The 25,629-nt window shown below is 66.1% G+C and carries 22 protein-coding genes and 3 tRNA genes; 13 read left to right on the plus strand and 12 right to left on the minus strand.

What is annotated here, in order from left to right; translation table 11 throughout:
- Window position 1 precedes the first annotated feature (1 nt).
- Window positions 2-1,390: a flavin monoamine oxidase family protein gene (locus AC1DXI_RS05860; RefSeq protein ID WP_476937829.1), complete on the minus strand. Its 1,389-nt coding sequence runs from the start codon at window positions 1,388-1,390 to the stop codon at window positions 2-4.
- 193 nt (window positions 1,391-1,583) lie between these two features.
- Here AC1DXI_RS05860 and AC1DXI_RS05865 point away from each other — a divergent pair, with 193 nt between their 5' ends.
- Window positions 1,584-2,276, plus strand: a complete 693-nt coding sequence (locus tag AC1DXI_RS05865; protein ID WP_476937830.1) for a TetR/AcrR family transcriptional regulator — start codon at window positions 1,584-1,586, stop codon at window positions 2,274-2,276.
- A 123-nt stretch (window positions 2,277-2,399) separates the two neighbouring features.
- Here the strand turns inward: AC1DXI_RS05865 and AC1DXI_RS05870 are convergent.
- Window positions 2,400-2,482: transfer RNA gene (locus AC1DXI_RS05870), tRNA-Leu, on the minus strand.
- A gap of 384 nt (window positions 2,483-2,866) precedes the next feature.
- Here AC1DXI_RS05870 and AC1DXI_RS05875 point away from each other — a divergent pair.
- Genes AC1DXI_RS05875 through pknB form a run of 7 tightly spaced genes read left to right on the plus strand, consistent with a single transcriptional unit; the run spans window position 2,867 to window position 12,599 of the window.
- Window positions 2,867-3,616, plus strand: coding sequence for an FhaA domain-containing protein (locus tag AC1DXI_RS05875; protein WP_018775646.1), 750 nt, complete (start codon window positions 2,867-2,869; stop codon window positions 3,614-3,616).
- Window positions 3,613-4,095 carry an FHA domain-containing protein FhaB/FipA gene (locus tag AC1DXI_RS05880; protein ID WP_018775647.1) on the plus strand — a complete coding sequence of 161 codons (483 nt, stop codon included), beginning with the start codon at window positions 3,613-3,615 and terminating at the stop codon, window positions 4,093-4,095. Before AC1DXI_RS05875 ends, AC1DXI_RS05880 begins: the two co-directional genes overlap by 4 nt.
- A 2-nt stretch (window positions 4,096-4,097) precedes the next feature.
- Window positions 4,098-5,888 (plus strand): PP2C family protein-serine/threonine phosphatase, encoded by a 1,791-nt coding sequence (locus tag AC1DXI_RS05885; protein ID WP_476937831.1) that lies wholly within the window; start codon window positions 4,098-4,100, stop codon window positions 5,886-5,888.
- Window positions 5,885-7,330 carry an FtsW/RodA/SpoVE family cell cycle protein gene (locus AC1DXI_RS05890; RefSeq protein WP_476937832.1) on the plus strand — a complete coding sequence of 482 codons (1,446 nt, stop codon included), beginning with the start codon at window positions 5,885-5,887 and terminating at the stop codon, window positions 7,328-7,330. Before AC1DXI_RS05885 ends, AC1DXI_RS05890 begins: the two co-directional genes overlap by 4 nt.
- Window positions 7,327-8,784 (plus strand): peptidoglycan D,D-transpeptidase FtsI family protein, encoded by a 1,458-nt coding sequence (locus AC1DXI_RS05895; protein ID WP_476937833.1) that lies wholly within the window; start codon window positions 7,327-7,329, stop codon window positions 8,782-8,784. Before AC1DXI_RS05890 ends, AC1DXI_RS05895 begins: the two co-directional genes overlap by 4 nt.
- Window positions 8,781-10,622, plus strand: coding sequence for a protein kinase domain-containing protein (locus AC1DXI_RS05900; protein WP_476937834.1), 1,842 nt, complete (start codon window positions 8,781-8,783; stop codon window positions 10,620-10,622). Before AC1DXI_RS05895 ends, AC1DXI_RS05900 begins: the two co-directional genes overlap by 4 nt.
- A 6-nt stretch (window positions 10,623-10,628) precedes the next feature.
- Window positions 10,629-12,599: a Stk1 family PASTA domain-containing Ser/Thr kinase gene (gene pknB / locus AC1DXI_RS05905; protein WP_476937835.1), complete on the plus strand. Its 1,971-nt coding sequence runs from the start codon at window positions 10,629-10,631 to the stop codon at window positions 12,597-12,599.
- Between the two features lie 62 nt (window positions 12,600-12,661).
- On the opposite strand, the gene AC1DXI_RS05910 is transcribed toward pknB, so the two are convergent.
- A complete protein-coding gene (locus AC1DXI_RS05910) occupies window positions 12,662-13,303 on the minus strand; it encodes an anthranilate synthase component II (protein ID WP_018775653.1) in 642 nt (213 codons plus the stop codon).
- A gap of 170 nt (window positions 13,304-13,473) precedes the next feature.
- Complete coding sequence (locus tag AC1DXI_RS05915; RefSeq protein WP_476937836.1) at window positions 13,474-14,241, minus strand: class E sortase; 768 nt, start codon at window positions 14,239-14,241, stop codon at window positions 13,474-13,476.
- Between the two features lie 176 nt (window positions 14,242-14,417).
- On the opposite strand from AC1DXI_RS05915, the gene AC1DXI_RS05920 reads away from it, so the two are divergent.
- Window positions 14,418-14,672, plus strand: a complete 255-nt coding sequence (locus AC1DXI_RS05920) for a cell division protein CrgA (protein ID WP_026266806.1) — start codon at window positions 14,418-14,420, stop codon at window positions 14,670-14,672.
- 104 nt (window positions 14,673-14,776) lie between these two features.
- Window positions 14,777-15,382 (plus strand): DNA-3-methyladenine glycosylase I, encoded by a 606-nt coding sequence (locus AC1DXI_RS05925; RefSeq protein WP_476937837.1) that lies wholly within the window; start codon window positions 14,777-14,779, stop codon window positions 15,380-15,382.
- Between the two features lie 1,163 nt (window positions 15,383-16,545).
- On the opposite strand, the gene AC1DXI_RS05930 is transcribed toward AC1DXI_RS05925, so the two are convergent.
- Complete coding sequence (locus AC1DXI_RS05930) at window positions 16,546-17,415, minus strand: rhomboid family intramembrane serine protease (protein ID WP_476937838.1); 870 nt, start codon at window positions 17,413-17,415, stop codon at window positions 16,546-16,548.
- Window positions 17,416-17,424: 9 nt separating this feature from the next.
- On the minus strand, window positions 17,425-17,970 hold the full coding sequence (locus tag AC1DXI_RS05935) for a peptidylprolyl isomerase (RefSeq protein ID WP_476937839.1): 546 nt from the start codon (window positions 17,968-17,970) through the stop codon (window positions 17,425-17,427).
- A 155-nt stretch (window positions 17,971-18,125) separates the two neighbouring features.
- Here AC1DXI_RS05935 and AC1DXI_RS05940 point away from each other — a divergent pair, with 155 nt between their 5' ends.
- Both AC1DXI_RS05940 and AC1DXI_RS05945 read left to right on the plus strand, forming a co-directional pair.
- Window positions 18,126-19,124: a hypothetical protein gene (locus AC1DXI_RS05940; protein ID WP_476937840.1), complete on the plus strand. Its 999-nt coding sequence runs from the start codon at window positions 18,126-18,128 to the stop codon at window positions 19,122-19,124.
- Window positions 19,125-19,313: 189 nt separating this feature from the next.
- Window positions 19,314-20,186, plus strand: a complete 873-nt coding sequence (locus AC1DXI_RS05945) for a glycosyltransferase family 2 protein (protein WP_370116818.1) — start codon at window positions 19,314-19,316, stop codon at window positions 20,184-20,186.
- 76 nt (window positions 20,187-20,262) lie between these two features.
- On the opposite strand, the gene AC1DXI_RS05950 is transcribed toward AC1DXI_RS05945, so the two are convergent.
- Window positions 20,263-21,192 carry a DMT family transporter gene (locus AC1DXI_RS05950; protein ID WP_476937841.1) on the minus strand — a complete coding sequence of 310 codons (930 nt, stop codon included), beginning with the start codon at window positions 21,190-21,192 and terminating at the stop codon, window positions 20,263-20,265.
- A 131-nt stretch (window positions 21,193-21,323) separates the two neighbouring features.
- On the opposite strand from AC1DXI_RS05950, the gene AC1DXI_RS05955 reads away from it, so the two are divergent.
- Complete coding sequence (locus AC1DXI_RS05955; protein ID WP_476937842.1) at window positions 21,324-21,692, plus strand: cupin domain-containing protein; 369 nt, start codon at window positions 21,324-21,326, stop codon at window positions 21,690-21,692.
- 58 nt (window positions 21,693-21,750) lie between these two features.
- Here AC1DXI_RS05955 and AC1DXI_RS05960 read toward each other — a convergent pair.
- The 5 genes from AC1DXI_RS05960 to gyrA all read right to left on the minus strand — a co-directional run bounded on the left by AC1DXI_RS05960 (window position 21,751) and on the right by gyrA (window position 25,600).
- Window positions 21,751-21,826: transfer RNA gene (locus AC1DXI_RS05960), tRNA-Ala, on the minus strand.
- Between the two features lie 72 nt (window positions 21,827-21,898).
- Window positions 21,899-22,021: a DLW-39 family protein gene (locus tag AC1DXI_RS05965; protein WP_331271128.1), complete on the minus strand. Its 123-nt coding sequence runs from the start codon at window positions 22,019-22,021 to the stop codon at window positions 21,899-21,901.
- A gap of 63 nt (window positions 22,022-22,084) precedes the next feature.
- Window positions 22,085-22,158 (minus strand) — tRNA-Ile (locus AC1DXI_RS05970).
- Between the two features lie 98 nt (window positions 22,159-22,256).
- On the minus strand, window positions 22,257-22,889 hold the full coding sequence (locus AC1DXI_RS05975; RefSeq protein WP_476937843.1) for a DUF3566 domain-containing protein: 633 nt from the start codon (window positions 22,887-22,889) through the stop codon (window positions 22,257-22,259).
- A complete protein-coding gene (gene gyrA, locus AC1DXI_RS05980) occupies window positions 22,886-25,600 on the minus strand; it encodes a DNA gyrase subunit A (RefSeq protein WP_476937844.1) in 2,715 nt (904 codons plus the stop codon). Before gyrA ends, AC1DXI_RS05975 begins: the two co-directional genes overlap by 4 nt.
- Between the last annotated feature and the right edge of the window lie 29 nt (window positions 25,601-25,629).

The raw sequence follows: 25,629 nt of genomic DNA on the forward strand, positions 1-25,629 counted from the left end.
TCTACGAGGCGACGGACGCACGGTCCGCGGCTGCGACGATCCTGGCCGCCGTGAGCTGCCCCATCCGGACGGCGCCGTCAACATGCTGGTAGCCCTCGGCCGCAAGGTCCGAGCAGGACCAGTAGATCGGCCCGACCGGCGTCAACTGGTCCTTGCCGTAGCGGTGCAGTCCGCCAAGGTCGTAGCTGGCGGCGTAGGCCCCCCGGGTCCATTCCTCCGAACCCCAGTCGGACTCGTAGTAGACCTCGGGCTCCAGGGCCTTTTCGCCGAGGAAGGACGCAATCGATTCGAGGATGGTGCGGCGGCGGTCCTCCGCGTTGAGCTCGAACATAGCGTCGGCCTTCTCATCCGAGACAAAGCCCACCAGTGTGCCGCGCGGGTCCTCGTGGTTCGTGTTGTCGTAGACCTCCTGCACTATGGCGCCGGCGCCGAAGGCGGTTCCGGACAGGCCGTCTTCGCGCCAGAACGGGCTGCTGTAGACGGCGTGGACCTTAATGACCAGGCCAAGTGACTGGTGCTGGTGCATCTGGTGCTGGCGGCGGGGCAACGGCGGGTTAAAGGACACCCGGGTGTAGAGGTTCGGCGGCACGGCCATAATGGCGAAACGGGCGTTCACCGTGGCCCGGTCAGAGACGGCCGTGACACGGTAGCCTCCGCTCGCGTCGTCGGCCCAGTTGATGGTGCGGACCGGGCTGCCGAGGACGACGTCGTCGCCCAGTTCCGCGGCCTGCAGCAGCGAAACCTGCTGCATCCCGCCGACAACCCGCTTGTCCAGGATGAAGTCCTCATCCGTGAGGTTGGTGAAGGACCCCGCCGAGGCAGCCATGAGGACGGCCTGCAGGGCGGAGAAGGCGTGGGCCGGTTTGGTCAGCATGCCGCCGGCGATGAAAAGGCCGATGTTGTTGCAGGCTTCCTCATCTGTTGAGTTCTGCCGTAGCCAGTGGTGGAAGGAGATGGTGTCCAGCTCGCGGGCCTTGGGGTGTGCCCACGGCTCCTCGGGAGTCATCTCCGCGGCCAGGGAGTCCAGCAGGGCCGTGAGCTTGTCCATTTCGACGGCGGTGGTTTCGCTGACCGGGAAGGTGTCACCGGTGTACAGGGTGCGCTTGCCGTCCGCGCCAATGTAGACGGATTCGCCGTCGCGGTAGCGGGAATAGGTCTGCAGCCCGAGCTCATCCAGGAGCCCCAGGAGCCCCGTCTGGTCCGGCGAGACCCACTGGCCGCCGATCTCGAGCATGGCCCCGTCAACCGTGTCGGTCCAGGTCCGGCCGCCCACGCGGTCCCGCGCCTCGAGCACCGCCACACTGAGCCCGGCCTTCTTCAGCTCGCGGGCGGCGGTCAAGCCTGACGGACCGGCTCCTACGATGACGACGTCGCGGTCAAGTTCCAGCATGATGTTCCTCCCCGTGGCCGCTAGAGTGATGCGGACCACTAAATGAATGGCGTTCATTTAGAATGATAGACCTTCCGCGCCCTTCGGGGAAGACCCTCCGCCTAATGAATTTCGCCCGTAAAGTAGGGCAGAACGGGGTCACCCCGAAACCGCCAACCAAGCCGAGTAGACAAGCAGAAAAGAAAGGCCCGGAATGACGGCAGCAACCAGCGCCCCCGCCGATCCGCACGGACCCGCCGCCAGGCCCCGCCGCCGCGCGGGACGGCCCGCCGCGGCCGTGCTGGACCAGAACGGCATCACTTCGGCGGCCCTGCAGCTGATTGGCAAGAGCGGCTACGACGGGTTCACCATGGCTGCCCTGGCGAGGACCCTCAATGTGGCGCCCTCGGCGCTGTACAACCATGTCTCGTCCAAACGGGATGTGCTGGTCCTCGTCCAAGACCACTTGACCTCGTTCGTTGACGTCACCGCCTTCGAGGCCGGGGACTGGGAACAGGCCGTGAGGGATTGGGCCTGGAGCTACCGCGACGTATTTTCCAAGCACACCCCGCTGATCCCCGTCATTGCCGTGCTGCCCGTGACCGACGCGCCCAAGACACTGGCCATGTATGAGGCGGTCAGCGCCGGTTTCAGCCGCGCAGGCTTTCCGCAGGAGCGCATTGTCCCGGCCATTGTCGCGATCGAATCGTTCATCTTTGGCTCCGCCTACGACGTCACGGCGCCGGCGGACATCTTCGATTCCGGCACCATGGCCGCGTCGACACCGCATTTCACCGCCGCCGTCCAGCGCCTGGCCGAGGAAGGCCATGAAAAACCGGCCGACGTCGCCTTTAGCCTGGGACTCGAGGCACTCCTCGCCGGGCTCGGGGCCCTGCGCGCAGCTTAGCGCGGGTGTCCTTGGGGTTGGTCCGCCGCGGAGTTTCCCCACTTTTGACGGACGACGCCGGCTGCCTCCGCGGGGGTTAAACAAAAGAACCCCGGTCCATGACCGGGGTTCTTTCGATTTGCGTGCGCGAGGGGGGATTTGAACCCCCACGCCCTTTCGGACACTGGCACCTGAAGCCAGCGCGTCTGCCGTTCCGCCACTCGCGCGCAACTTCTTCCACTCGGATAGGGCCGGTTTCCCGGACCGCCAACCTCGTAAAAGCAGCGAGATCAAGCATAACGGACAATTGCCGGAAAACACCAATCGAGCCCAAGAGCCCACTGATTGGGGTCGTGTGGCGGCCACATTTGCCCGGCCGCCGGGCGTCACGTGGGGACCCGGTGAGGCAGCCCGGCCGGCGGTGTCCGCGCACGTCAGGGCGCGGCAGCCGCTCATTTTGACGCCGCCACCGCGGCGTCCGTTGAGGCCATTCCCAGACACGCCCAGTAGTATCTGATGTAGGAGTGTCCGCTGAGCGCGGGCTCGCAAAAGTTGGAAACCGAGTTCCCGAACGAGCGCTGCCCTGCAGCCAACAGGAAAGGAGAAGGACCATGGGATTGCTGGACAAAGTCGAGCGCGGCATCGAAAAGGCCGTCCGCGGAGTCTTCTCCACCGGTTCCCGCGCCCAGGTTGAGCCTGTCGAGATCGCGAGCCGCCTCCGCACCGAGGTGGACAACAAGGCCATCACGATCGCCGCGGGACGTACCCTGGCCCCCAACGTTTTTGACGTACTCCTCAGCAGCGACGACTTCCAGCGCGCCCAGGAATGGGGCACACCGCTCGCGGAGGAACTGTGCGACGTCGTCATCAACCATGTCCGGAGCCAGGGCTACACTCTCCAGGGCCCGGTCCGGATCAGTTTCCGCCGCGATGAGGAGCAGCGCGCCGGGAATTTCGACATCACGTCGCGGACCGAGAAAGCCTCCGCCCCTTCCGTCCCGGCACAGCCGGGTGTCCACGGCAACGTACCGGCGGCTCCGACGCGCCAGCCGGCACAGCTTCAGCCGGTACTGGACATCGACGGCCAGCGCTATTCGCTGAACGCGCCCTCAATCGTCCTCGGACGGTCCTCCGAGGCAGACATCCTTATTGACGACACCGGCGTTTCGCGCCGCCACCTGGAAATCCGGACTGGGCCTGGTACGGCCCAGGCGATCGATCTCGGCTCCACGAACGGCAGCTACGTCAACGGCCAAAAGATCGTGGGCAGTTCGGATCTCGCTGACGGCGCCACGATCATGATGGGACGAACCAAAATCATCTTCCGCCTACTGCCCGCCCACCCAGGCGGCCGCGCATGAGCGAATTGACCATCACGGCCCTGCGTTTCGGGTTCCTCATCCTCCTGTGGGTGCTGATCTTCAGCATTGTCTCGGCCATGCGACGCGATCTGATGATCGGCCGCAAGGCGGCGGCCGGAGCCCCCACGGCACGCCAGGTGCGCAAGAATCCTTCCCTTGCCGAACCGCCGCCGGCCCCCGTCAAACAGCAGGCCCGCCAGCTGATCGTGACCGAGGGACCGTTGAAGGGCACCACCATCGCCCTCGCGGCGAGCCCCATCCTCCTTGGCCGGGCACAGGAAGCCACTCTCGTCCTGGAGGACGACTACGCCTCGGGCCGCCATGCCCGCCTGTTCCCGCAGGGCAGCCGCTGGTTCATCGAGGACCTTGGCTCCACTAATGGCACGTATCTGGCAGACCAGCAGCTGACCCGGGCCCTCCCGGTGGAGCTGGGCGTCCCCGTGAGAATCGGCAAGACGGTCATCGAATTGAGGCCGTAGCCATGGCTGCCCCGGAATTTCCCGCAGACAGGGCCGAAGGCAAAACACCTGCCCCGAAGCGGCCGCTCATCATGCGCTACGCCGCGCGTTCAGACGTCGGCCGAATACGCGCCAAGAATGACGACTCCGCCTACGTCGGCCGGCACCTCGCCGTCGTTGCCGACGGCATGGGTGGCCATGCCGGCGGCGACGTCGCCTCCGCCGCGACCGTCCTGGACATGATCCATCTGGACCATGATGACTACGACGGCGACGCCGGCACCGTCCTCGCCGACGAAATCCAGACGGCCAACTCCCTGCTGTCCGAGCTGGTCCACATCAATCCCAAGCTCGCCGGGATGGGTACCACGGTCACGGCCCTGCTCCTCGCCGAAGGAAAGCTCCACTTCGCCCACATCGGCGACTCCCGGGCCTACCGGCTGCGCGACGGCGAGTTCGAACAGGTCAGCGTCGACCACACCTTCGTCCAGCGCCTCATCGATGAGGGCAGGCTCCGCCCCGAAGAGGCCGAAACGCATCCGCACAAGAACGTCCTCATGCGCGTGCTGGGGGACGTCGATGCCAGCCCGGAGCTGGATCTCGACACACTGGCTGTCCAGGCCGGGGAACGTTGGCTGCTCTGCTCGGACGGCCTGAACTACGTGGCCGGCCACGTCGTGGAGCGCACCGTCCGGGAGACGAAGGACCTGGGCGAATGCGCCGACCTGCTGATTGAACTGACGCTGGAAGCCGGCTCCCCGGACAACGTGACCGTGGTGGTACTCGACATCGCCGAGCCGACCCGCGATGACGTCCGGACCGCCGCCGTCGACGTCGTCCCCGCGCCCGCAGCGGCCGCCGGGACGTCAGCGCCCGCCGCCCCGGCCGGACCCCTGGCCGGCAGCACCGTCGGTGCCGCGAAGACCCCCGGCGAGTCCGGAACAAAGGACAACTCCGCTCAGGACACGGGGTCCGCCGCGCCGGCCGCGGCGGCAGGAGCATCCGGCACGCCGCCGGCCGACCCTGCCCCAGGGTCCCCGGCCGGCGGTACACCGCCGGGCGCCTCCGCGCAGAAGGCTGCCGAGGGCAAGGAGCCCGAGACCACCACCGACCCGCATCTGGGCGAACACCTCTCGGCCGAAGTCCTGCGTGAAGAACTCTCCATGCGCCCCCACGAACTTGTCGGGGCCGCCGCAGCAGCAGCGGAATCAGGGTCCATTCCTTCCATCGCCGGACGCACAGTGGCCCGGCGCGCGGCCACAGTCCTCACCCACAAGTCCGAACAGGACCGCGAGGAGGCCGACGACTTCAGGCCCGCCGGACGGCCGCGCCGGTGGCTCACGGTATCCATTGCCGCAGCGATTGTCGCGCTGCTGGCCGTCGGGCTCTGGCTTGGCTACGCCTGGACCCAGACGCGCTACTACATCGGCGAACACGATCAGCATGTGGCCATCTTCAACGGCGTCTCCCAGCGTCTCGGGCCCATCCAGCTTTCCACCCTCGAAGCGGTAACCGATATCAAGATGTCCGACCTTCCCGAATTTTCGCAGCAGCGGGTGCGCCAGACGGTGCCCGCCCGCGATCTCTACGACGCGCAGCGGATCGTCAAAAACCTGGAACGCACCGGCACGACCGCCCCGGCCGATGAATGCCTCACCCCGTCCCCCGCAGCGACGGCCGCCGGCGCCACCCCCTCCCCCGGCACGACTGCCAAGCCGGGCTCCACGGCGACGCCCAGTGCCGCGGCCTCCCCTGGAACGGCCAAGCCGTCGCCATCCGCCACCCCCACTACGAATTGCGAGGGGGCCAAATGACACCCATCGACCCCGTGCCCAGGCCACGACGAAACGTGGAGCTCGTCCTCCTGGTCCTCGCCCTCGCTGTAGGGATTGGCGCCCAGGCACTCGTGGGCGTGGACCGGCAGAAAGCGTTCGATACCGACTTCTGGTTCCAGTCCGGACTCCTCGCGCTGGCCGCACTCGCCTTCCATGTGGTGCTGCGGCTCCGCGCAAAATATGCCGATCCGGTAATACTTCCGCTCGTGGTCGCCCTTAACGGGCTGGGCCTGGCCATGATCCACCGGTTGGACAGGGTGGGCGAAGACACCGGCAACAACCAGCTGCGCTGGACCCTGGTGGCCATGGCGGTCGCGATCGCGGTCATTTGGTTCCTCAAGGACCACCGGATCCTGCGCCGGTTCACGTACATTTCGCTGGCCATCAGCGCCGTGCTCCTCATCCTGCCGCTGGTTCCTGGCATCTCGGCGGGAGAGGTCCTGGGTGCGAGCGTCTGGATCAAGATCGGTTCCATGACCTTCCAGCCGGGTGAAATCGCCAAGATCACGCTGGCCATCTTCTTTGCCGGGTATCTGTCGTCGAACCGGGACCTGATCCTGCTGGCCGGCCGCAAGATCGGCCCGGTACAGTTCCCGCGGTTCAAGGACATGGGGCCCATGATCACCGCCTGGCTCGTGAGCATCGGCGTGCTGGTCTTCCAGCGCGACCTCGGGTCCTCGATCCTGTTCTTTGGCCTGTTCCTCGTCATGATCTACGTCGCCACGAGCCGCATCAGCTGGGTGATCATCGGCCTGGTGCTGATTATCGTCGGCGGCTTCGTCGCTGCCCGCGTGTTCTCGCACGTGGCCCTGCGGATCGACGGCTGGCTCAACGCCTTCACCGATGAGGTCTACGGCCGGCAGTTCGGCGGCAGCCTCCAAATTGTCGAGGGCCTGTTCGGCATGGCCAACGGCGGCCTGGTCGGCACCGGCCTCGGCCAGGGCCGGCCGAACCTGGTTCCCTTCGCCAACAGCGACATGATCATCGCCTCCTTTGGTGAGGAACTCGGCCTGATCGGCGTCTTCGCGATCGTCCTGATGTACCTGCTGCTGTTCACCCGGGGCTTCCGCGCCGCGCTGGGCACCCGCGACGCGTTCGGCAAGCTGCTCGCCACCGGGCTCTCGTTCGCGATCGCGCTGCAGTGCTTTGTGGTGATCGGCGGTGTGACGCGCCTGATCCCGCTGACCGGACTTACGACGCCGTTCCTCGCCGCCGGCGGATCCTCGCTCCTGGCGAACTGGATCATTGTGGGTTTGCTGCTCATGATTTCGCACTCCGCGCGCGGCCCGGTGGATACAACGCCGCTGCCGCCCGGCCAGGAACCGGGTGCCCGCAAGAACTTCCCCGTGCTGCCGTCCAAACCGGCGCCGGATCCCCGAAACAGTCCCGACGCACCCACCGAGGCGGTGAAACAGCTGTGAACCAGGCCATCCGCAATTCATGGATTGCCGCCATCGCGATGTTCGTGCTGGTTTTCGGCGCGCTGAGCTATGTGCAGGTGGTCGGCGCCGACGAGCTTAAGGCCAATGCCTGGAACAGGCGCGCCATCCTGCAGAACTACTGCAACGACCGCGGTGCGATCATTGTCGGCGGCACCCCGGTGGCAGAGTCCGTGCCCGCCACGGAGAGCTGCAAATTCCAGCGGACGTACTCCCAGCCGGAGCTCTACGCGGGCGTCACCGGCTACTTCTCCAAGAACTACGGCCTCACCGGACTCGAGAAGTCCATGAACGATGTCCTGGCCGGCAGCTCGGACCAGCAGTTCCTGGACCGGGTGGGCCAGTTGTTCCTCGGCAACCAGCCCAAGGGCGCGTCCGTGGAGCTGACCCTGGACCCCAAGCTCCAGAAGCTGGCGTACGACCTCATCCCGGACGGCATTCGCGGGCACATCGTGGTCACCAACCCGAAGACCGGCGCGGTCCTGGCCATGGTGTCCAAGCCGTCCTATGACCCCAACCTGATTGCCACCCAGGACGCTGCCGCCGAACAGGCCAACTACACCGAGCTGAACCAGGTCCCCGGGATCAACCTGAACCAGAACGTCTCTGGACCCACGGGCGAGCTGCTGGCACCGGGATCGGTGTTCAAGCTCATCGACACCTCTGCGGCGCTGAAATCGGGCAAGTACAACAAGGACAGCGACCTGCCCAACCCGGCCGAGATGTCCTTCCCCGGCATCGACTACAAGCTGCCCAACTACGCGGGCGGCAACTGCTACACGCGCACGACGGCGTCGTTCGCGTTTGCCCTGCAGCAGTCCTGCAACACACCGTTCGCCAGCATCGCCCTGGACCTGGGGCAGAAGGCCATCGGAGACGAGGCCGGGAAATTCGGCTTCGGCCAGGACTTCGGCGACCAGCTCAAGCTGGACAGCGCCCCAAGCTTCTTCCCGAGCGAACCCCTGGACGACGCCGGGCTGGCGCAGTCCTCGATCGGCCAGCGCGACGTCCGCGCCACGCCACTGCAGATCAACACCATGACGGCGGCGATCGCCAACGACGGAGTGCAGATGCAGCCGAACCTGATCAAGGCCGTACGCGCCCCTGACCTGCGCACAATCAACGAACCGAAACCACAGGCCCTGCGCACCGCAACGACCCCGGAGATCGCACGGCAGATCAACGAGTGGATGGTCAGCGTCGTCGACGACGGCATCGCACACCGTGCGGCTGTGCCCGGTGTCCAGGTGGCCGGCAAGACCGGTACCGCGGAACTCGGCAACGGCCTGAACAATTCTTGGTTTACCGGGTTTGCCCCGGCAAATGACCCGCAAGTGGCCGTCACCATCGTCATGGAAGGCGTAGACATCACCACTGGCGCAAACCTAACCAGTCCGAACGCGAAGAAGATTTTTGAGGCGGTGTTGAATAAGTGAGGCCTACTTCGGGAATCACCCTCGGCGGCAGATTCCAGCTGACCACGCGCATTGCGATCGGCGGCATGGGAGAAGTCTGGAAAGCCAAAGACCTGATCCTTGGCCGCATTGTCGCCATCAAGGTGCTTAAGGAGGAATACACGGGCGACCCCGGATTCCTGCAGCGCTTCCGCGCCGAGGCACGCCATACCGCCCTCCTGAACCACGTGGGTATCGCCAACGTCTTCGATTACGGCGAGGAAGAGGGTTCCGCCTACCTGGTCATGGAACTGGTTCCGGGGCAGCCGCTGAGCAGCATCATCGAGCACGAACAGGTGCTGTCCCCGGACCGCACCCTTTCGATGATCGCGCAGACGGCGCGTGCCCTGGCCGTCGCCCACGCGCAGGGCCTCGTGCACCGTGACATCAAGCCGGGGAACCTGCTCATCACCCCCGACGGCCGCGTCAAGGTCACCGACTTCGGCATCGCGCGCCTGGCCGACCAGGTTCCGCTGACCCAGACCGGCCAGGTGATGGGCACCGCCCAGTACCTGGCACCGGAACAGGCCACGGGGCAGACTGCCACCGGAGCCTCGGACATCTACTCCCTCGGTGTGATCGGCTACGAATGCCTCACCGGCCACCGGCCGTTCTCCGGGGAATCCCAGATCGCCATCGCGCTGGCCCAGGTCAACGACGCGCCGCCGCCGCTGCCGGACACGCTGCCCAGGCCCGTCCGCGCCCTGCTGATGTCCATGCTGGCCAAGGATCCGAAGAACCGCCCGGCCGACGCCATCAAGCTCTCCGAGGCAGCCGAGGCCATCCGCAACGGTGATATCGCCGCCGCACACGCAGCTGTGCCGGGCATGCTGCTCTTCGAGGCAGCCACCGGACCCATCACGGCCCCCGTCGACGTCCCCACAGCGGCCACCAGCGTCATTGGCTCCAGCGCGGCAGAGGACAAATCCACGTCCGCGACATCCGCGCTGCCCGTCGTGGGCGCCGCCGGTGCAGGTGCAGCCGCTGGCCTGGCAGCCGGCGCTGCCGCCGCCAGCGGCTACGGCGCCCGCAACGCGCTCAACCGCGCCGATGCCCTGGCCGCCGAGCGGAGCTGGGTGCAGGAAGAGGAAGAGGAAGACTACGACGAACCGGAGGAGCCGAAGCGCCGCGGACGCAGCCCGTGGACCTGGCCCCTGATTGCGCTGATCCTGCTCGTGGTGTTCGCCCTGGTAGGTGTGGTCCTGAGCCAGGCCGGCAGTCTCTTCCCGTCGCAGGGTCCGGCCACGAGCAGTGCCACATCCAGCATCGCGAAACCGAGCAGTGCCACGCCCTCGGCATCGTCCGCTTCCCCGTCTGAGACCCCCACCCCCACGCCCAGCTCCGCCACACCCACCGAATCCACCCCGGCAGCGATCAACCTGATCCCGGATGCCTACCTGGGGCGTCCGTACAACGATGTCCGCAACGAGCTGATCGGCAAGGGGCTCCAAGTCACCGGTGTCGAGGTCGTCAACGACGCGACGCCGGGCACCGTCACCAACATCGATCCTTCCGGTGCGGTCCAGCCCGGCACCACCATCACCGTCAGCTACTCCAAGGGCCCGGAAATGGTCGAGGTCCCGTCCATCAAGGCAGGGGCAAGCGAGTCTGCGGTCCAGCAGGCCATCCAGGACGCCGGGCTGCGCTGGGCCAAGGGAGCCGACGTCAGTCCGACGGACAAGAAGGAAGATCCGGGCACTTTCGTGAGCTCGCAGCCTCCTGCCGGGTCCAAAGTGACCGCCGGCAGCGTCGTGACCTACCACCTCGCCAAGGCCACGGCCACCTCACCTTCACCTTCAGCTACCAAGTCCGGACCCTAAACGATCATGAGCAATACACCCCGCACTCCGTCGCACAGGGAGGAACGCCCGGCGAACACGCAGCGCGTCCTCAGCGGGCGCTATGAGCTGGGTGAGCTGATCGGCCGTGGCGGCATGGCGGATGTTTTCCGCGGCCTCGATACCCGGCTGGGACGCACCGTGGCCGTCAAACTGCTGCGCCCGGACTTGGCCCGGGACCCGCAGTTCCAGGCCCGGTTCAAGCGCGAGGCCCAGGCCGTCGCGGCACTCAACCACCCGTCGATCGTGGCTGTCTTCGACACCGGGGACCATGCGGTCCCCGGTGACCACGACGACAGCGTCCGGGTGCCCTACATCGTGATGGAGTTCGTTTCCGGCAAGACCATACGCGACATGGTGCGGGCCAAGGACGTGACCATCGATCAGGCGATCGATTTCACGCTGGGTGTGCTGTCCGCGCTCGATTACAGCCACAAGGCCGGAATCGTGCACCGCGACATTAAGCCCGCCAACGTCATGTTTTGCCCGGATTCAAACAGCGTCAAGGTCATGGACTTCGGAATCGCCCGCGCCATGGCGGACTCGTCCGCCACCATGACGCAGACGCAGGCCGTCGTCGGCACCGCCCAGTACCTGTCCCCGGAACAGGCCCGGGGCGAAGCCGTCGATGCGCGCAGCGACCTGTACTCCGCAGGATGCCTTCTCTATGAGATGCTGACCGGCCGGCCGCCGTTCATCGGCGACAGCCCCGTCTCCGTGGCCTACCAGCACGTTCGCGAGATCCCCGAGCCCGCCAGCAGCCTCAACCCCGACGTCTCCGCCGCGCTGGACAGCGTGTTGATGAAGGCCCTGCAGAAGAACCGCGCCGACCGTTTCCAGGACGCCGCCGCCTTCCGCCGCGCCCTGCGGGCCGCGCGCAGCGGCGTGCCGGTGACGGCGCCGTCCGCCAGCGAGGCCCCCACCGACCCCACCAACGCGGTTCCCCGGCACGACCCCCTGGCGCCCACGGCGGCTTTCTCCCTGACCGGAGCCAAGTTCCTCGACGATTCCCCCGGCGGCCGGCTGCGGCCCGCCGAAGAAACGCCCGACGACGAGGAAGTCCTGCAGCCGGCAGGCACCGAACTCTATGGCATTGCGGACACCGGCAGCCTGCCCCTGGCGCTGCCGGTCGAACGCGAGCACACCCCGCGCCAGAAGACGCGCCGCCGCACATGGATCGCGACGCTCGTGGTCCTCACACTGCTGGTGCTGGCCGGCGGCGGCCTCTGGCTGTACAACCTCATGAATCAGGCCCCGCCACAGGCAACCAAGGTGCTGGTTCCCACGGTGACGTCACTGACGGAATCGGAGGCCCTGCAAAGGCTGTACAACGCCGGCTTCAAGCCACAACTCCAACGGCTGCAGCACGAGAGCATCCCCAAAGGCACCGCGATTGGCACCGTGCCGACGTCCGGGAGTTCCATGGACGCCAACTCGGACATCATCCTCAACATCTCCGAAGGCCCCAGCGCGATCACCATCCCGACGGACCTGCCCGGCCGGACCGAGGCCGCAGCCCGCGATCTCCTCCACCAAACAGGGCTGACAGGTGCCCTCACCACCAAGATGTCCAACAATCCCACGGTTCCGGTCGGCATTGTCATCACCACCAACCCGGCCCCGGGCCAGGTTGTGGCCGTGGCGGACGCGGTCGAAATCGTCGTCTCCACGGGCAAGGTGGCTGTGCCGCAGCTGATCGGGCTGCCGCTGGCGGAAGCGGAAGCGAAACTGAAGGAGCAGGGCCTGTTGCTCAAGGCCACCGAAGTGGAGAATTCCCAGGTGGCTCCGGGCAAGGTGACAGGCCAGGCCGATGCCGCGGATTCGCTCGTGGAACAGGGTAAGACCATCACCGTGACCGTGGCGAAGGCACCGGCGCCGCCTCCCCCGCCGTCGCCCACACCGTCGCCCACCAAGAGCGCGTCGAAAGAGGACGCGGCCCTGGGCGGATTGTTCCCCTAATCCGGCCGGGAGAACCGAAAGTACCGGCTACCGCCGCGCCGGCGCGTGCAGTGCCTGCCGGGTCAGTGCTTGATGAGCGGGCTCAGGTCCGCTGCCCGTTCGGCAGCGCCCGCCATGCCGAGTGACTCCAGCCAGTTGCCGAGCATCTGGTAGCCGCCTTCGGTCAGGACGGATTCCGGGTGGAACTGGACGCCGCACAGCGGGGCGGTGCGATGCTGCAGGCCCATCACCACACCGGTGCCCGTTTCCGCGGTGATCTCCAGGACCTCCGGGATGCTCTCGCGGACAGCGGCCAGCGAATGGTAACGGGTGGCCGTGAGGGGCGAGGGGAGTCCCGCAAAGACGCTGGTTCCATGGTGTTCGACGAGGGAGGTCTTGCCGTGCATCAGTTCGGGAGCGTGCGTCACGGTTCCGCCGTAGGCCTCCGCCAGCGCCTGGTGCCCCAGGCACACACCCAGCATGGGCTTCTCGTGGCTGCCGCACCATTTGATCAGCTCAATGCAGACGCCGGCCCCCGCCGGATTCCCCGGACCGGGGGAGATGAGGACCCCGTCCCGCGCCTCGGCCATTTCGATCGCCTCGGCGAGCGTGACGTCGTCGTTGCGAACTACGGTGGTCTCCGCACCGAGCTCCTGCAGATAGCCGACCAGGGTGTAGACAAAGCTGTCGTAGTTGTCTACGACCAGGATCTTGGTTGTGCTCATGGGTGCCTTGCTGAACCAATCGTTGAATCTGTTAACTGGGTGAATTGCGCCAGCCAGGGAAAAAGGAACTGAACCATCAATACCAGTGCTCCGGCCACCAGCACCAGCGCGGTCGCAATCCTGAGCCACAAGGGCCCGGGAAGGCGGCGGAAAAGCCAGCCATACATTCGTCAGCCTGCCCCGGCCGCGCGGGCCGCCCGGGAAATTTCAGCCGGCGGGCCGGCGGAAAGGGACTGCCACCGCTCCAGCAGGGCGTAGGCCACAAAGCGTTCCTCCGAGCCCAACCGCGGGTTGCAGCTCGTCATGGTCAGGTAGCTCTCCGCCGGCGCCGCTCCCGGCCGCATTGGCACCGGTAACAGGACGTCGGTCCGCGACGGGAGGACTGTCTGGCTGTTCCGGAACACGTAGACATAGCAGCCCTCACGGGTCTGGACGTAGATCCGGTCGCCGGGCACCAGGGCGTCGATATGGTCCAGGACGGCGCCGTGGGTCTGCCGGTGCCCGGCCACGGCGAAGTTTCCCGCAGCCCCTGGCATGGCCGTGCCCTGATAGTGTCCGATGCCCAGGGTGTCCAACACCGCCGGAGTGGTTCCCTGAACGATGGGACGCGTGTATTCGGCGCCGAAACGGGGAACATACAGGATGCCGATAGTCGCGCCCTCCGCCGGTTCGGGCGCGACGGCGGGTTCCGCGGCACCAGCCGCCGGCAGCCCGGGCGCCGCGGGAGCGGCTGCTTCAATCCCGTGGGCAAAGTCGCGAACCACCTCGCGTTGCCGGGCATCGGAGGCCACATTCGTCCACCACAACTGCCACGCCACAAAGAGCAGGACGATGGCGCCCGCGGTCATGAGCAGCTCGCCCGCGACCTGGATGGTGCGCAGGAGCGGCCCGCGGCGGCCGCGAGCCGTCCGGCAGGATTCCTGCTCCAACTCCAGCACTGCGGGTTCTCCTCCAAGGCGGTTGCGGGGTCCACGGCGTGGCCGGAACTACAGCTAGAATTGGGCGACAAAAGAATTCAAACTTGACCAAGAGCGCGTTGGCCGGTGGGGACTCGATTCCTGCAGGATACCAAGCCACGTTTGCCGCTCTTGTTCCAGCCCGCCAAGGAGGATCAGTGCCCGAGTCGAAGCCGCGTAAAAGGACTGCCCGTGTGGCCCCGCAGACTTCTGCCGCGGAGGCCTACAAGCCCAATCCGGTCTGGTTCAAGCCCGTCATGTTTGGCCTGATGATCATTGGCCTGCTCTGGATCATCACGTTCTACATCACCGAGGGCGCCTTCCCGGTTCAGGCGTGGGGCTCGATGAACATCGTCGCGGGCTTCGGAATCGCGATCATCGGCTTCCTGATGACCACACGCTGGCGTTCCTGAACCAGGCCCGCGCGGCGGACATCCCTGACGGGCCGGTACACACAGTGTGCCGGCCCGCCGCCGTTAATCCACGGCATTATTCCCGGCCCAGCGAAGGAATCCAGATGACCCCGGCAGTAAGCGGCTCAACCATTGGCGACGACGGACTGGCGCGGCCGGTGTGGGCGTCCGTGGATCCCATGCTGCGCGAGTATTACGACTCTGAGTGGGGCATGCCCGTCCGGGATGAACAGGGCCTCTACGAACGCATCAGCCTCGAGGGGTTCCAGGCGGGGCTGTCCTGGGCGACGATCCTGCGCAAGCGGCCCGCTTTCCGCGCGGCGTTCAAGGACTTCGACCCGGAACTGGTAGCGCTCTTCACGGACGCCGATGTGGAGCGGCTTATGCTCGATGCCGGGATCGTCCGGAACCGGCTGAAGATCCAGGCAACCATCACCAATGCCCGGGCAACTCTGGCGTTGAGGGACGACGGCGGCCTGGTTGACTTCGTGTGGGCGTTCCAGCCGGCCGACACGCCCCGGCCGAGCTCCCTCGACCAGGTCCCCACCACCTCGGCCGAGTCCATCGCGCTCTCCAAGGCGCTGCGCAAGAAGGGCTTCGCCTTCGTCGGACCCACCACGATGTTCGCGCTCATGGAGGCTATCGGAATGGTGGACACCCATCTGCTGGACAGCCACCGGCGCGGGTCATCGGGCGTCTGGCCGCAGTGACCCGACGGCGCCCCGCCTCCTTATCCACAGCTGTGCACAAGTCTGGGGAAACTTATCCACATTGTTCATAAGTTTCCGGGTCTTCCTGCGGTTCGGCTGAGTTCCGAGGCCACAGCGGGGAGCAAAGCCACTGATGAGATTTCCGGCCGGACCTGAATTACATCCTTGTAAGTTATTAACAGTGTGGATTTCCTGTGGACAAGCTCACCGGTCCGGGCAACAGGCCCCGGATGGCGCCGCGGCCCCGGCCGCACGCCGCACGCGCGTCCGCCTTGGAGCAGGGCGGCCACCCAACAATGTGGCCTGTCCCGACACCTACCGCACCGGACGAGTTATCCACTTAATAACAGCCCACTACCCACAAGTTATCCACAGCTGGGGATAAGGTTCGGGGATTCGGAGCCGCAATCTCCGCTGCGGGGCCATGAGCCGGGTTAAATCCCGCAGATGCTCAGACCATCAAGTTATTAACACTGTGAATAACCCTGTTGAAACACACCGCGGCAGTCCCGCGGCCCGTCTTGTCCGGCCCCGGCCGCGGGCGGGCTTGGCGTGCGGGCTTGCGGGCGGGGACACACCGCACGCGCTTGCAGCGCTCCGGCGGCCGGCTGCTGGGCCGCATGGAGAGCGCGGGTGTGCGGCAGGGGAAGTCCGGTCCGGAACGCGACAGAGCTGGTCCGGTTCGGGAGCCTTGGACGGAGCTCGGGGAGGGGCCCTGCGGCGGGCACTGCGGCGGGTGCTGTGGGGCGGCGGCGGGCCGGGTCAGGCCTGGCGCCGCCCGTGCAAGGCAACAGGCCCTCAGCGCGCAAAGTTGTCCACTTACTCACAGGGCAACCCACAGAAGTTATCCACAGGTGTGGAGATCTGGTCCGCCGCATCGCCTGCAGGCTGGAAAATCGCCAGCCCGGGCGGTCAGACCCGGGTCGTCACGGCGAACTACACGCTTGTAAGTTATTAACAATGTGGATAACCGCTGTGGAAAACTTTCGGATCCATGCCTGTGAATTCAGACGTGGTGGCTCGGACAGTGTGTGCACCGGGAAAGATCCACAGAGGGAGGGACCAGCGGGGGAACGGCCGAGGAACACAGCGAGAGAAACACCAGGGAACAGTGAAGGGCACCCGGGCGGCCGTTTGCGGCCTGGATCTTCGGCAGGACCGGACTAGACGCCGGCGCCGGCCATCCGTACGACGGACACGGAGATCACCAGGGCCAGGACCACGGCGAGGCCGATGGCCTGCAGCAGGGTCTGCCGGGGGCCGCGGGGGGTGTAGGCAATGACGGCGGCGCTCAGGGCACCGGTGACGAGGCCGCCGAGATGGGCCTGCCAGGCGATCTGCGGGACCATGAAGCCGATGACGCCGTTGATGGCAATCAGGACCAGGAGCTGGCGGACTTCGCCGCCGCGTTGACGCTGGACCACCAGCAGGGCGCCGAACAGGCCGAAGATGGCGCCGGAGGCGCCGACGAGGCCCACCGGGCCGTTCGCCGGATACACCGGGGTCAGCAAAAGGAAGCCTACGGAGCCGCCGACGGCCGAGAGCAGGTAGATGGCCAGGAATCGGGCGTGGCCCAGCAGCGGCTCAAGAATCTGGCCGAAAATCCACAGCGTGTACATGTTCAGGACGATGTGGAGCAGGAATCCCTGCGAGTGCAGGAACGCCGAGGTGAGCATCCGCCACGGTTCAACGCCAGTCAGGGCGGGGGCGTAGGCCAGTTGCTGGTAGATCCCGTCGTTCGGGACTATCCACTGCAGCGCATAGACAAGGGCACACAGCGCGATGATCACGTACGTGACCACGGGTTTGCCGGCGGTCACGGCGCCGCCGTAGACGGTCCTGACGGCCGGCGTCGTGCGTTTGGTTTCGTTGACACAGTCAACGCACTGGAATCCGACGGCGGCCGCCCGCTGGCAGTCGGGGCACGCAGGGCGCCCGCACCGCTGGCAACGCACATAAGCGGGCCGGTCCGGGTGCCTGGGGCATACCGGGACCTCTGCGGACGGCTCTGCCGCCGGAATTCCGTAGCTCATGGTGTGGGGTTAGAGCTTTTCGATGTCAATGCTGTTAATGGTGACATCCTCGACGGGGCGGTCTCCCATGCCGGTGCGGACGCCTTCGATAGCGTCGACGACCTTCTTGGATTCGTCATCGGCGACCTCACCGAAGATGCTGTGCTTGCCCTGCAGCCAGCCGGTGGGGATGGTGGTGATGAAGAACTGCGAACCGTTGGTGCCGCGGCCCATCTGGACACCGGCGTTGGCCATGGCCAGCTTGTACGGCTCGTTGAAAGTCAGTTCCGGGTGGATCTCATCGTCGAACTTGTAGCCCGGTCCACCGGTGCCGCGGCCCAGGGGATCGCCGGCCTGGATCATGAAGTCCTTGATGATGCGGTGGAAGATGGTGCCGTTGTAGAGCGGCGTGCCGGTCTTGTCCTCGCCCGATTCCGGGTGGGTCCAGGCCTTCTCACCGGTGGCCAGTCCGACGAAGTTGTCGACGGTCTTCGGCGCGTGGTTGCCAAAGAGGTTGACGACGATGTCGCCGAGGCTCGTGTGGATAGTGGCTTTTGCGGTTGCGTTGGCAGTCATAGCGCCCATTCTTCCATGACGGCTCCGCCCGCATAGGGCCGCACAGTCAGTTCCGCGCTGGGTGAAATCCACTGGAAATCGGTCTGAAGAATAGCCGGTGCGTTCCTAGACACGTAGGCTAACAGCAGAACCGTCACATTAATCGGGAGGTAGTTGTGAAGAAAACGGATCGTATTGCCCGTGACCTGGAGCAGTCAGTCAGCACCGGAGTGGACAGCGCCAAGGATTGGGCGGCCCCGCGGGTTGAGGCTGCCGTGAACTGGGCTGTTCCGCGGCTGCAGCACGGACTCGACACCGCCTCTCCCAAAATCCAGGAGGGGCTCAAGTCGGCGGCCCACAATCTGGCGGGCAGCGTTGCCACTGTCACTCCCCGTCTTCAGGATGGCCTGGCCCAGCTGGCGCCGAGGATCCACGATGCCGCGGACAGCGCGACTCCGCGCCTGCACGAAGCTGTGGATAAGGCAGCCCCGGTCATCGCCAACGCACGCGACCGGGTTGTTGTCGAGTACCTGCCCAGGCTTTCCGACCAGATCGGGCAGGCTTCCGTGGCCGTCCACCGCACGTTGGAAAACGCCCCGGCCCACGTCGACGCCGTCGCACAGAAGCTTGTAGATTCCGGTGTTGTCACCGGCGTCCAGGCGCAGGCCCAGGCAGTCAAGGGACACGCCAAGAAGGCAGGCAAGAAGGCAGGCAAGAACATCAAGGCGGCCGCCAACGAGGTCACCAAGACGGCTAATGCCAAGCTCGCCAAGCAGCAGAAGCCCAAGCACCGCGGCCTGCTGATCTTCGGCATCATCGCTGCCGCCGTTGCAGCCGGTGTCGCCGCCTGGCGGGCGTCCAGGCCGGTGGAGGACCCCTGGAAGGTACCGACGCCGGTAACGCCCGCCCCCACGGCCGCCCCGGTCGGCGAATCGCTGAAGGACGCCGCCGACAAGGCCGGTTCCGCGACCGTCGCGGCAGCGGACTCCGCGGCTGAGGCATCCAAGGAGGCTTCCGATTCCGCAGCCACCGCGGCGGACAAAGCCGAGGAAACGGCCAAGGACGCCGCCGGCAACGCCGCTGAGGCCGCCGACAAGGTTGCCACCGACGCCAAAACGGCCGTACGCAACATCGCGGCCAGCCTGAACAACGGCGCAGACAAGCCCGGCAAGTAGAACCTGGCTGGCACAGGCCGGCTGAGTCGAGACCTTGCCCCGGGCAGGCCGGCTGCCGGCAGGTGTCCTGCACTCTCCAAGGGAGGGATTCCGCCACAGTGCGGGATCCCTCCTTTTGTTTGACGCGGCCTGCCCACGGCGCGTCACGGTCCGTCTTCAAACCTCAGGCCAGGTGCTAAATTTGTGGTGATGTCACCCCATAGATCACCCCAGGATGCCTTGCTCCTTGCTCCGCCACCGGCTGTGTCTATTGTGATCCCGGCTTACAACGAGGAAAGCGTCATCCGGCAGTGCCTGATCGCCGCGGTCTACCAGTCGGTGCCTGCCCACGAAATCATTGTGGTGGACAACCTGTCCAAGGACCGCACGGCGGAGATCGTGCGGCAGATGCAGCTCGAATATCCGGAGAGCCCCATCATCCTGCTCAGCCAGGACCGCGACCAGGGGCTCATTCCCACGCGCAACTTCGGTCTGGACCACGCCACGGGCGATATCCTCGGCCGGATCGACGCCGATTCAGTGCTGGAACCGGACTGGGTGGAGCAGGTGCAGAAAGCCTTCGCCGACGAGTCTGTGCACGCTGCGACCGGTCCGGTGGTCTATTACGACATGCCCATGCGCCGGTTCGGGCTCAAGGCCGACGACAAAATGCGCCAGCTGATGCTCAGGCTCGCCAAGCACCAGTATCACTTCCTCTTCGGTTCCAACATGGCTCTGCGCCGCTCGGCCTGGGAGACCATCCGCGCAGAAACCTGCCGCGACGAGCGGGACGAGATGCACGAGGACATCGATCTTTCGCTGCACCTGGCAGACCACGAGCTCCGGATCCAGTACTGGCCGCAGATGATCTCGGGCATGTCGGCCCGGCGGCTGGAGGACTCGCCGCGCGATTACCGCTACTACGTGACGCGCTTTGACCGCACCTACAAGGCCCACAACGTCAAGAAGATGGCACTGAAGGCACCCATGGTGGTCTTCTTCTCGGTCTACTTCCCGGCGAAGCTCCTCCGCGCCATCCACACGGTCAACGTTCCCCAGCCAGCCCGCCGCGGCGGCCAATAGCGGCCGATAGCGGCGGCCAGCAGGCCGTCAAGAGACCGTCAAGAGGCCGTCAAGAGATGCGGCCGCCGGGAGCGGCCTAATCGGTGCCGAGCTCCGCCAGCCGCTCTTCACCGGCTCCCTCGGCCCTCCTCCGGGCGGAGCGCGAGCCTCGCTGCCCCAGGACCACGACGGCGAGCCCCACCAGGATCATCGCCAGCCCCACGTAGGTCCCGGCCGGCAGCGTCTCGTCCAGGAAGGCTGCGGCCAGGAGCGCCGCTCCCGGGATTTCCAGCAGGATGATCATGGACACGAGCAGCGGGCTCATGGTCGCCAGCAGGTGGTTGAACGCGGAGTGTCCCACCAGTTGTGCGCACACGGTGATCGCGAGGATCCCCAGCCAGCCGGCTGCCTCGAATCCTCCCAGCGGCTGTCTGGCCAACAGCGCCATGACCGCCACAACCGCGGCGCACATGCCGTAGCACAGGGTCGTGTAGACGCCGGTGCTCATGCTCTGCCGCGCCTTGCCTCCGGCGAGCGTGTAGATGCCCGCCAGGGCGCCGCCGGCGACAGCCAGGAGATCGCCCATGAGCGCCCCGGGCGAGGAGCCCATATCGAACCCGGTAATTGTCACCACGCCGCCGAAGGCGAGCCCCAGCCCCACCAGGACCGGCCAGCGGTGTCGGGTTCCCCTCAAAAGCTGGAAGATCGCGATCCAGCCTGATTGCAGGCATACCAGTGCCGTGGCCGCCGCGACCGACGTCAGCTGCAGGGAGGTAATGAAGCACGCGAAGTGCAGGGCCAGTGCCACCGCCGCGGCGAGTGACCAGCGGAACTCCGCTCCGGTCACCCTGCCGAACTGACGGGGGTTGCGGACCGCCACGGGAGTGGCCATCACCGCCGCGCCAATCGCATTGCGCCAGAAGGCGATGGCGAGGGCACTGACTGACGTGGCGCCCAGCGTGGCGGCAATGAGGGGCCCCGACGAGGCCACCCCCAGCACCCCTACGGCCGCAAGTAAGAAGTTCACGCTCCAACACTAGTGGGACGGACCGCAGGGGCCCTTGCAGCCGCCGCTCCTTGACCGGTGGATACCGCGGTGCCAACCTTAAGGCGCGGTCTCGCGTTCCGATCTCGCCATCATCGCAGAAGGAGACCATCATGGCGTCAATGATCCGCAAGAGCCTGGACGATCCCGAAGAGACACGCCCTGTTGCCCAGGGCATGGGTCAGGTGGACCTCGTCAACCTCGAGGCCGGCCCGGTTGGCCGGGCCACCTTCCTTCCGGGGTGGAAATGGTCCGATCACGTCAAGCCGATCGCCAAGACGGACAGCTGCATGGCCAGCCACACCGGCTACACGATTTCCGGCCGCATCAAAGTCGTCATGGACGACGGCGAAGAACTCGAATTCGGGCCCGGCGACTTCGGCGTGATTCCGCCAGGGCACGACGCCTGGGTGCTCGGCGACGAGCCCTACGTGTTTATCGACTGGCAAGGGATGGCGGACTACGCCAAGCCGAAGGAGTGAGTGGGGGAAGGCACAAAAAAGCCCCGAACCGCGTTTCCGCGGTCCGGGGCTTTTCCTATGGTGGAGGCACGGGGACTCGAACCCCGAACCCCCTGCTTGCAAAGCAGGTGCGCTACCAATTGCGCCATGCCCCCATAAGAAGCAACCCGACAATCATACCCTAGGTCCGGAGAGCTGATTTCCAGCTTCCATCCCCGGGCTCCGGGCTAGTCAACCGTATCGGTTGAATTGCTCCAGATCACTTTCCGGGCTTCGGATTCCTGCACTTTCCTGTAGAGGAAGACGCCTGCGACCGTGGCTGCGATAACCAGCAACTTCTTCACATGCACCCCGTTCCGGTTCAGTCATGGACGAACCTTCACTTACCTCTGCCAGAACCAGTACCGGTTCCGTGGGCGTACCAGGACTTGAACCTGGGACCTCTTCGTTATCAGCGAAGCGCTCTAACCGCCTGAGCTATACGCCCCGATGCCTCATCGGGCCGAGATATGACTGTACAGCACATCCCGGCCCGATCTCAAATCGAGGCCCTTTTCCGCGGGATTCCGCGGAAAAGTACGGGAACTAGTCGTCCGTGAGGGTCACGCCGATGCCGCCGACGAGCGTCGCGGCAATGTTGTACAGCACCGCCGAAAGCATCGAGAGCGCCGTCAGCAGCACCACATTGATCACGGCGATGATGGTGGCGAATGACGCCACCTGCCCCAGGGATGCGACCTTCTTCAATTCAAAGCCGCCGCCCTCGGAGCCGGCGAGGGTCCCGAGCAGGCTGTCCACCTGGTCAAAGATCCCGGTCAGGTCCAAAACGGTCCAAAGCACGATCGCCGCCACGACGGTGACGATTCCCAGCGCCACGGAGAGCAGGAAGGCCATCTTCAACACGGACCAGGGGTCCACCTTGCTGACCAGCAGCCTGGCACGGCGCACCTTGGCCTTGGGAGCGGGCTTAATCAGCCCGGGAGTGCCCTGCCCCCCAGACTGGGCGGGGCGCTGGCCCGGGGCGGCGGGGCGCTGGCCGGGGACCGTGGGGCGCTGGCCAGGTGCGGGGGGACGCTGTCCCGTTCCCGTTGCTGCGCCGGATACGCCGGGGCGCTGCTGCGGACGCGAGGGGGCGCCTACGCGCGGCGCGGCGGCGGGTTGCCGCACCCCGCTCGGCACGCCGCTGCTCGGCTTGGGATATGAGTCGGAATTACTCACTCGTTACCTCCGGTGTTGTCTTCGTCCAGCTCGGCATTGCCTGATGACTCATCTGACTCCGGGGCCGGTACTGATTCTGCCGTTGCGGACTCGTCCTGCTGTCCGCCATCTTCAGCCAACGTTACGTCATCCGGGGAGGAAGCCCGATTTTCTACGTCCTCACCCGCCGCTTCGCCTTCGGTCGATTCCTCGCCTTCCAGCCCGCGTTCGCTGTTGCGCGCCACCGCGATGATGCGGTCGTTCTTGTCCGGCTTGGCGAAAATCACGCCCATGGTGTCGCGGCCCTTGGCGGGGACTCCGGTCACCGAGGAACGCACCACCTTGCCGCCCTCCATGACCACCAGCACTTCGTCTTCCTCGTTGACAATGAGGGCTCCGACGAGGTGGCCGCGTTCTTCCTGGTACTTGCCGACCTTGATGCCAAGGCCGCCACGGCCCTGGAGACGGTACTCCTCCACAGCGGTCCGCTTGGCAAAGCCGCCCTCAGTGACGATGAAGACGTACGAGCCGTCCTTGACGACGTCCGCCGCGAGCAGTTCGTCGTCTTCGCGGAACTTCATGCCGGTCACGCCCGAGGTGGCACGGCCCATCGGGCGCAGCGCATCGTCCGTCGCGGTAAAGCGGACGGACTGGCCCTTGCGGGAGACCAGCATGAGGTCGTCGGTATCGGAGACCAGCTGGGCCGAGACGAGCTCGTCGCCGTCGCGCAGGTTGATGGCGATCACGCCAGCGGACCGGTTGGTGTCGTAGTCCTCCAACCGGGTCTTCTTGACCAGGCCGCGCTTGGTGGCGAGCACCAGGTACGGGGCGTGCTGGTAGTCGCGCAGGTCCAGCACCTGGGCGATGTGCTCATCCGGCTGGAAGGCCAGCAGGTTGGCCACGTGCTGGCCCTTGGCGTCCCGCCCGGCCTCGGCGAGCTCGTACGCCTTGGCGCGGTAGACCCGGCCCAGGTTGGTGAAGAAGAGCAGCCAGTGGTGCGTGGTGGTGACGAAGAAGTGCTCCACGACGTCGTCCCCGCGCAGCTGGGCGCCCTTGATGCCCTTGCCACCACGCTGCTGGGAGCGGTAGTTATCGCTGCGGGTGCGCTTGACGTATCCGCCGCGGGTAATGGTGACCACCATTTCCTCTTCGGGGATCAGGTCCTCCATCGACATGTCGCCGTCGAAGCCCATGAGCACCTTGGTGCGGCGGTCGTCGCCGTGCTTGGCCACGATTTCGCCCAGTTCCGTGCTGATGATCTCGCGCTGGCGCTCTTCGGAGGCCAGGATCGAGTTGTACTCGGTGATCAGGGCCTCGAGTTCGGCATGTTTGTCCTGGATCTTCTGGCGCTCCAGGGCGGCGAGCCGGCGCAGCTGCATGTCCAGGATGGCCACGGCCTGCACCTCGTCGATGTCAAGCAGTTCCATGAGCCCGTCGCGAGCGGCCTGGGTGGTGGTGGAGGCGCGGATGAGGGCGATGACCTCGTCGAGCGCGTCCAGCGCCTTGAGCAGGGCGCGGAGGATGTGTGCTTCCTCCTCGGCCCTGCGCAAACGGTAGCGCGTACGCCGGGCGATGACGTCCATCTGGTGGGTGACCCAGTGGCGGATGAAGGCGTCGAGGCTGAGCGTGCGCGGCACGCCGTCGACGATGGCGAGCATGTTGGCGGCGAAGTTGTCCTGCAGCTGGGTGTGCTTGTAGAGGTTGTTCAGCACCACCTTGGCCACAGCGTCGCGCTTGAGCACGATCACCAGGCGCTGGCCGGTGCGGCCCGAGGTCTCATCGCGGAGGTCGGCGATGCCGGAGATCTTGCCGTCCCTGACCAGCTCGGCGATCTTGATGGCCAGGTTGTCCGGGTTGGCCTGGTACGGCAGTTCGGTGACCACCAGGCATGTGCGGCCCTGGAGCTCCTCGACGCTGACCACGGCGCGCATGGTGATGGAGCCGCGGCCGGTGCGGTACGCATCCTCGATGCCCTTGTGGCCTAGGATCGTGGCGCCGGTCGGGAAATCCGGTCCCTTGATGCGCAGGAGGAGCTCTTCGAGCAGTTCCTCCCGGCTGGCCGTCGGGTTCGCAAGGTACCACTGGACGCCGTCGGCGACTTCGCGGAGGTTGTGCGGCGGGATGTTGGTGGCCATGCCGACGGCGATGCCGGAGGAGCCGTTGACCAGCAGGTTGGGGAACCGGGCCGGCAGGATGGTCGGCTCCTGGTTCTTCCCGTCGTAGTTGTCCTGGAAGTCGACTGTTTCCTCGTCGATGTCCCGGACCATCTCCATGGCGAGCGGCGCCATCTTCGTTTCGGTGTACCGCGGGGCGGCCGCACCGTCGTTGCCGGGCGAGCCGAAGTTTCCCTGGCCGAGCGCCAGCGGGTAGCGCATGGTCCAGTCCTGGATGAGGCGGACCAGGGCGTCGTAGATCGCAGTGTCGCCGTGCGGGTGGTACTGGCCCATGACCTCGCCCACCACGCGGGCGCACTTGTTGAAGGACCGGTCCGGGCGGTAGCCGCCGTCGAACATCGCGTAGAGCACGCGGCGGTGGACGGGCTTGAGGCCGTCGCGGACATCCGGCAGGGCACGGCCCACGATCACGGCCATGGCGTAGTCGAGGTAGGAGCGCTGCATTTCGGTCTGCAGGTCAACCTGCTCGACGCGGTCGGTCAGTACGTCGCCGTCGAGGATGGCGCCTTCAAGGACAGGCTCGGAGCCAGCCGGCACCTCGGGTGTTTCGTCACTCATAGTCTATATTTTCCGTTTCAGGTATATAT

Source organism: Arthrobacter sp. P1_H7, assembly GCF_056405215.1.

Excerpts from the sequence above, each read along its gene's own strand:
- AC1DXI_RS05910 (WP_018775653.1), bottom strand. The coding sequence starts at position 13,303 with ATGAGCACAACCAAGATCCTGGTCGTAGACAACTACGACAGCTTTGTC.
- AC1DXI_RS05945 (WP_370116818.1), top strand. The coding sequence starts at position 19,314 with ATGTCACCCCATAGATCACCCCAGGATGCCTTGCTCCTTGCTCCGCCA.
- AC1DXI_RS05935 (WP_476937839.1), bottom strand. The coding sequence starts at position 17,970 with ATGACTGCCAACGCAACCGCAAAAGCCACTATCCACACGAGCCTCGGC.
- AC1DXI_RS05885 (WP_476937831.1), top strand. The coding sequence starts at position 4,098 with ATGGCTGCCCCGGAATTTCCCGCAGACAGGGCCGAAGGCAAAACACCT.
- AC1DXI_RS05875 (WP_018775646.1), top strand. The coding sequence starts at position 2,867 with ATGGGATTGCTGGACAAAGTCGAGCGCGGCATCGAAAAGGCCGTCCGC.
- AC1DXI_RS05865 (WP_476937830.1), top strand. The coding sequence starts at position 1,584 with ATGACGGCAGCAACCAGCGCCCCCGCCGATCCGCACGGACCCGCCGCC.
- AC1DXI_RS05860 (WP_476937829.1), bottom strand. The coding sequence starts at position 1,390 with ATGCTGGAACTTGACCGCGACGTCGTCATCGTAGGAGCCGGTCCGTCA.
- pknB (WP_476937835.1), top strand. The coding sequence starts at position 10,629 with ATGAGCAATACACCCCGCACTCCGTCGCACAGGGAGGAACGCCCGGCG.
- AC1DXI_RS05890 (WP_476937832.1), top strand. The coding sequence starts at position 5,885 with ATGACACCCATCGACCCCGTGCCCAGGCCACGACGAAACGTGGAGCTC.
- AC1DXI_RS05930 (WP_476937838.1), bottom strand. The coding sequence starts at position 17,415 with ATGAGCTACGGAATTCCGGCGGCAGAGCCGTCCGCAGAGGTCCCGGTA.
- gyrA (WP_476937844.1), bottom strand. The coding sequence starts at position 25,600 with ATGAGTGACGAAACACCCGAGGTGCCGGCTGGCTCCGAGCCTGTCCTT.
- AC1DXI_RS05880 (WP_018775647.1), top strand. The coding sequence starts at position 3,613 with ATGAGCGAATTGACCATCACGGCCCTGCGTTTCGGGTTCCTCATCCTC.
- AC1DXI_RS05955 (WP_476937842.1), top strand. The coding sequence starts at position 21,324 with ATGGCGTCAATGATCCGCAAGAGCCTGGACGATCCCGAAGAGACACGC.
- AC1DXI_RS05925 (WP_476937837.1), top strand. The coding sequence starts at position 14,777 with ATGACCCCGGCAGTAAGCGGCTCAACCATTGGCGACGACGGACTGGCG.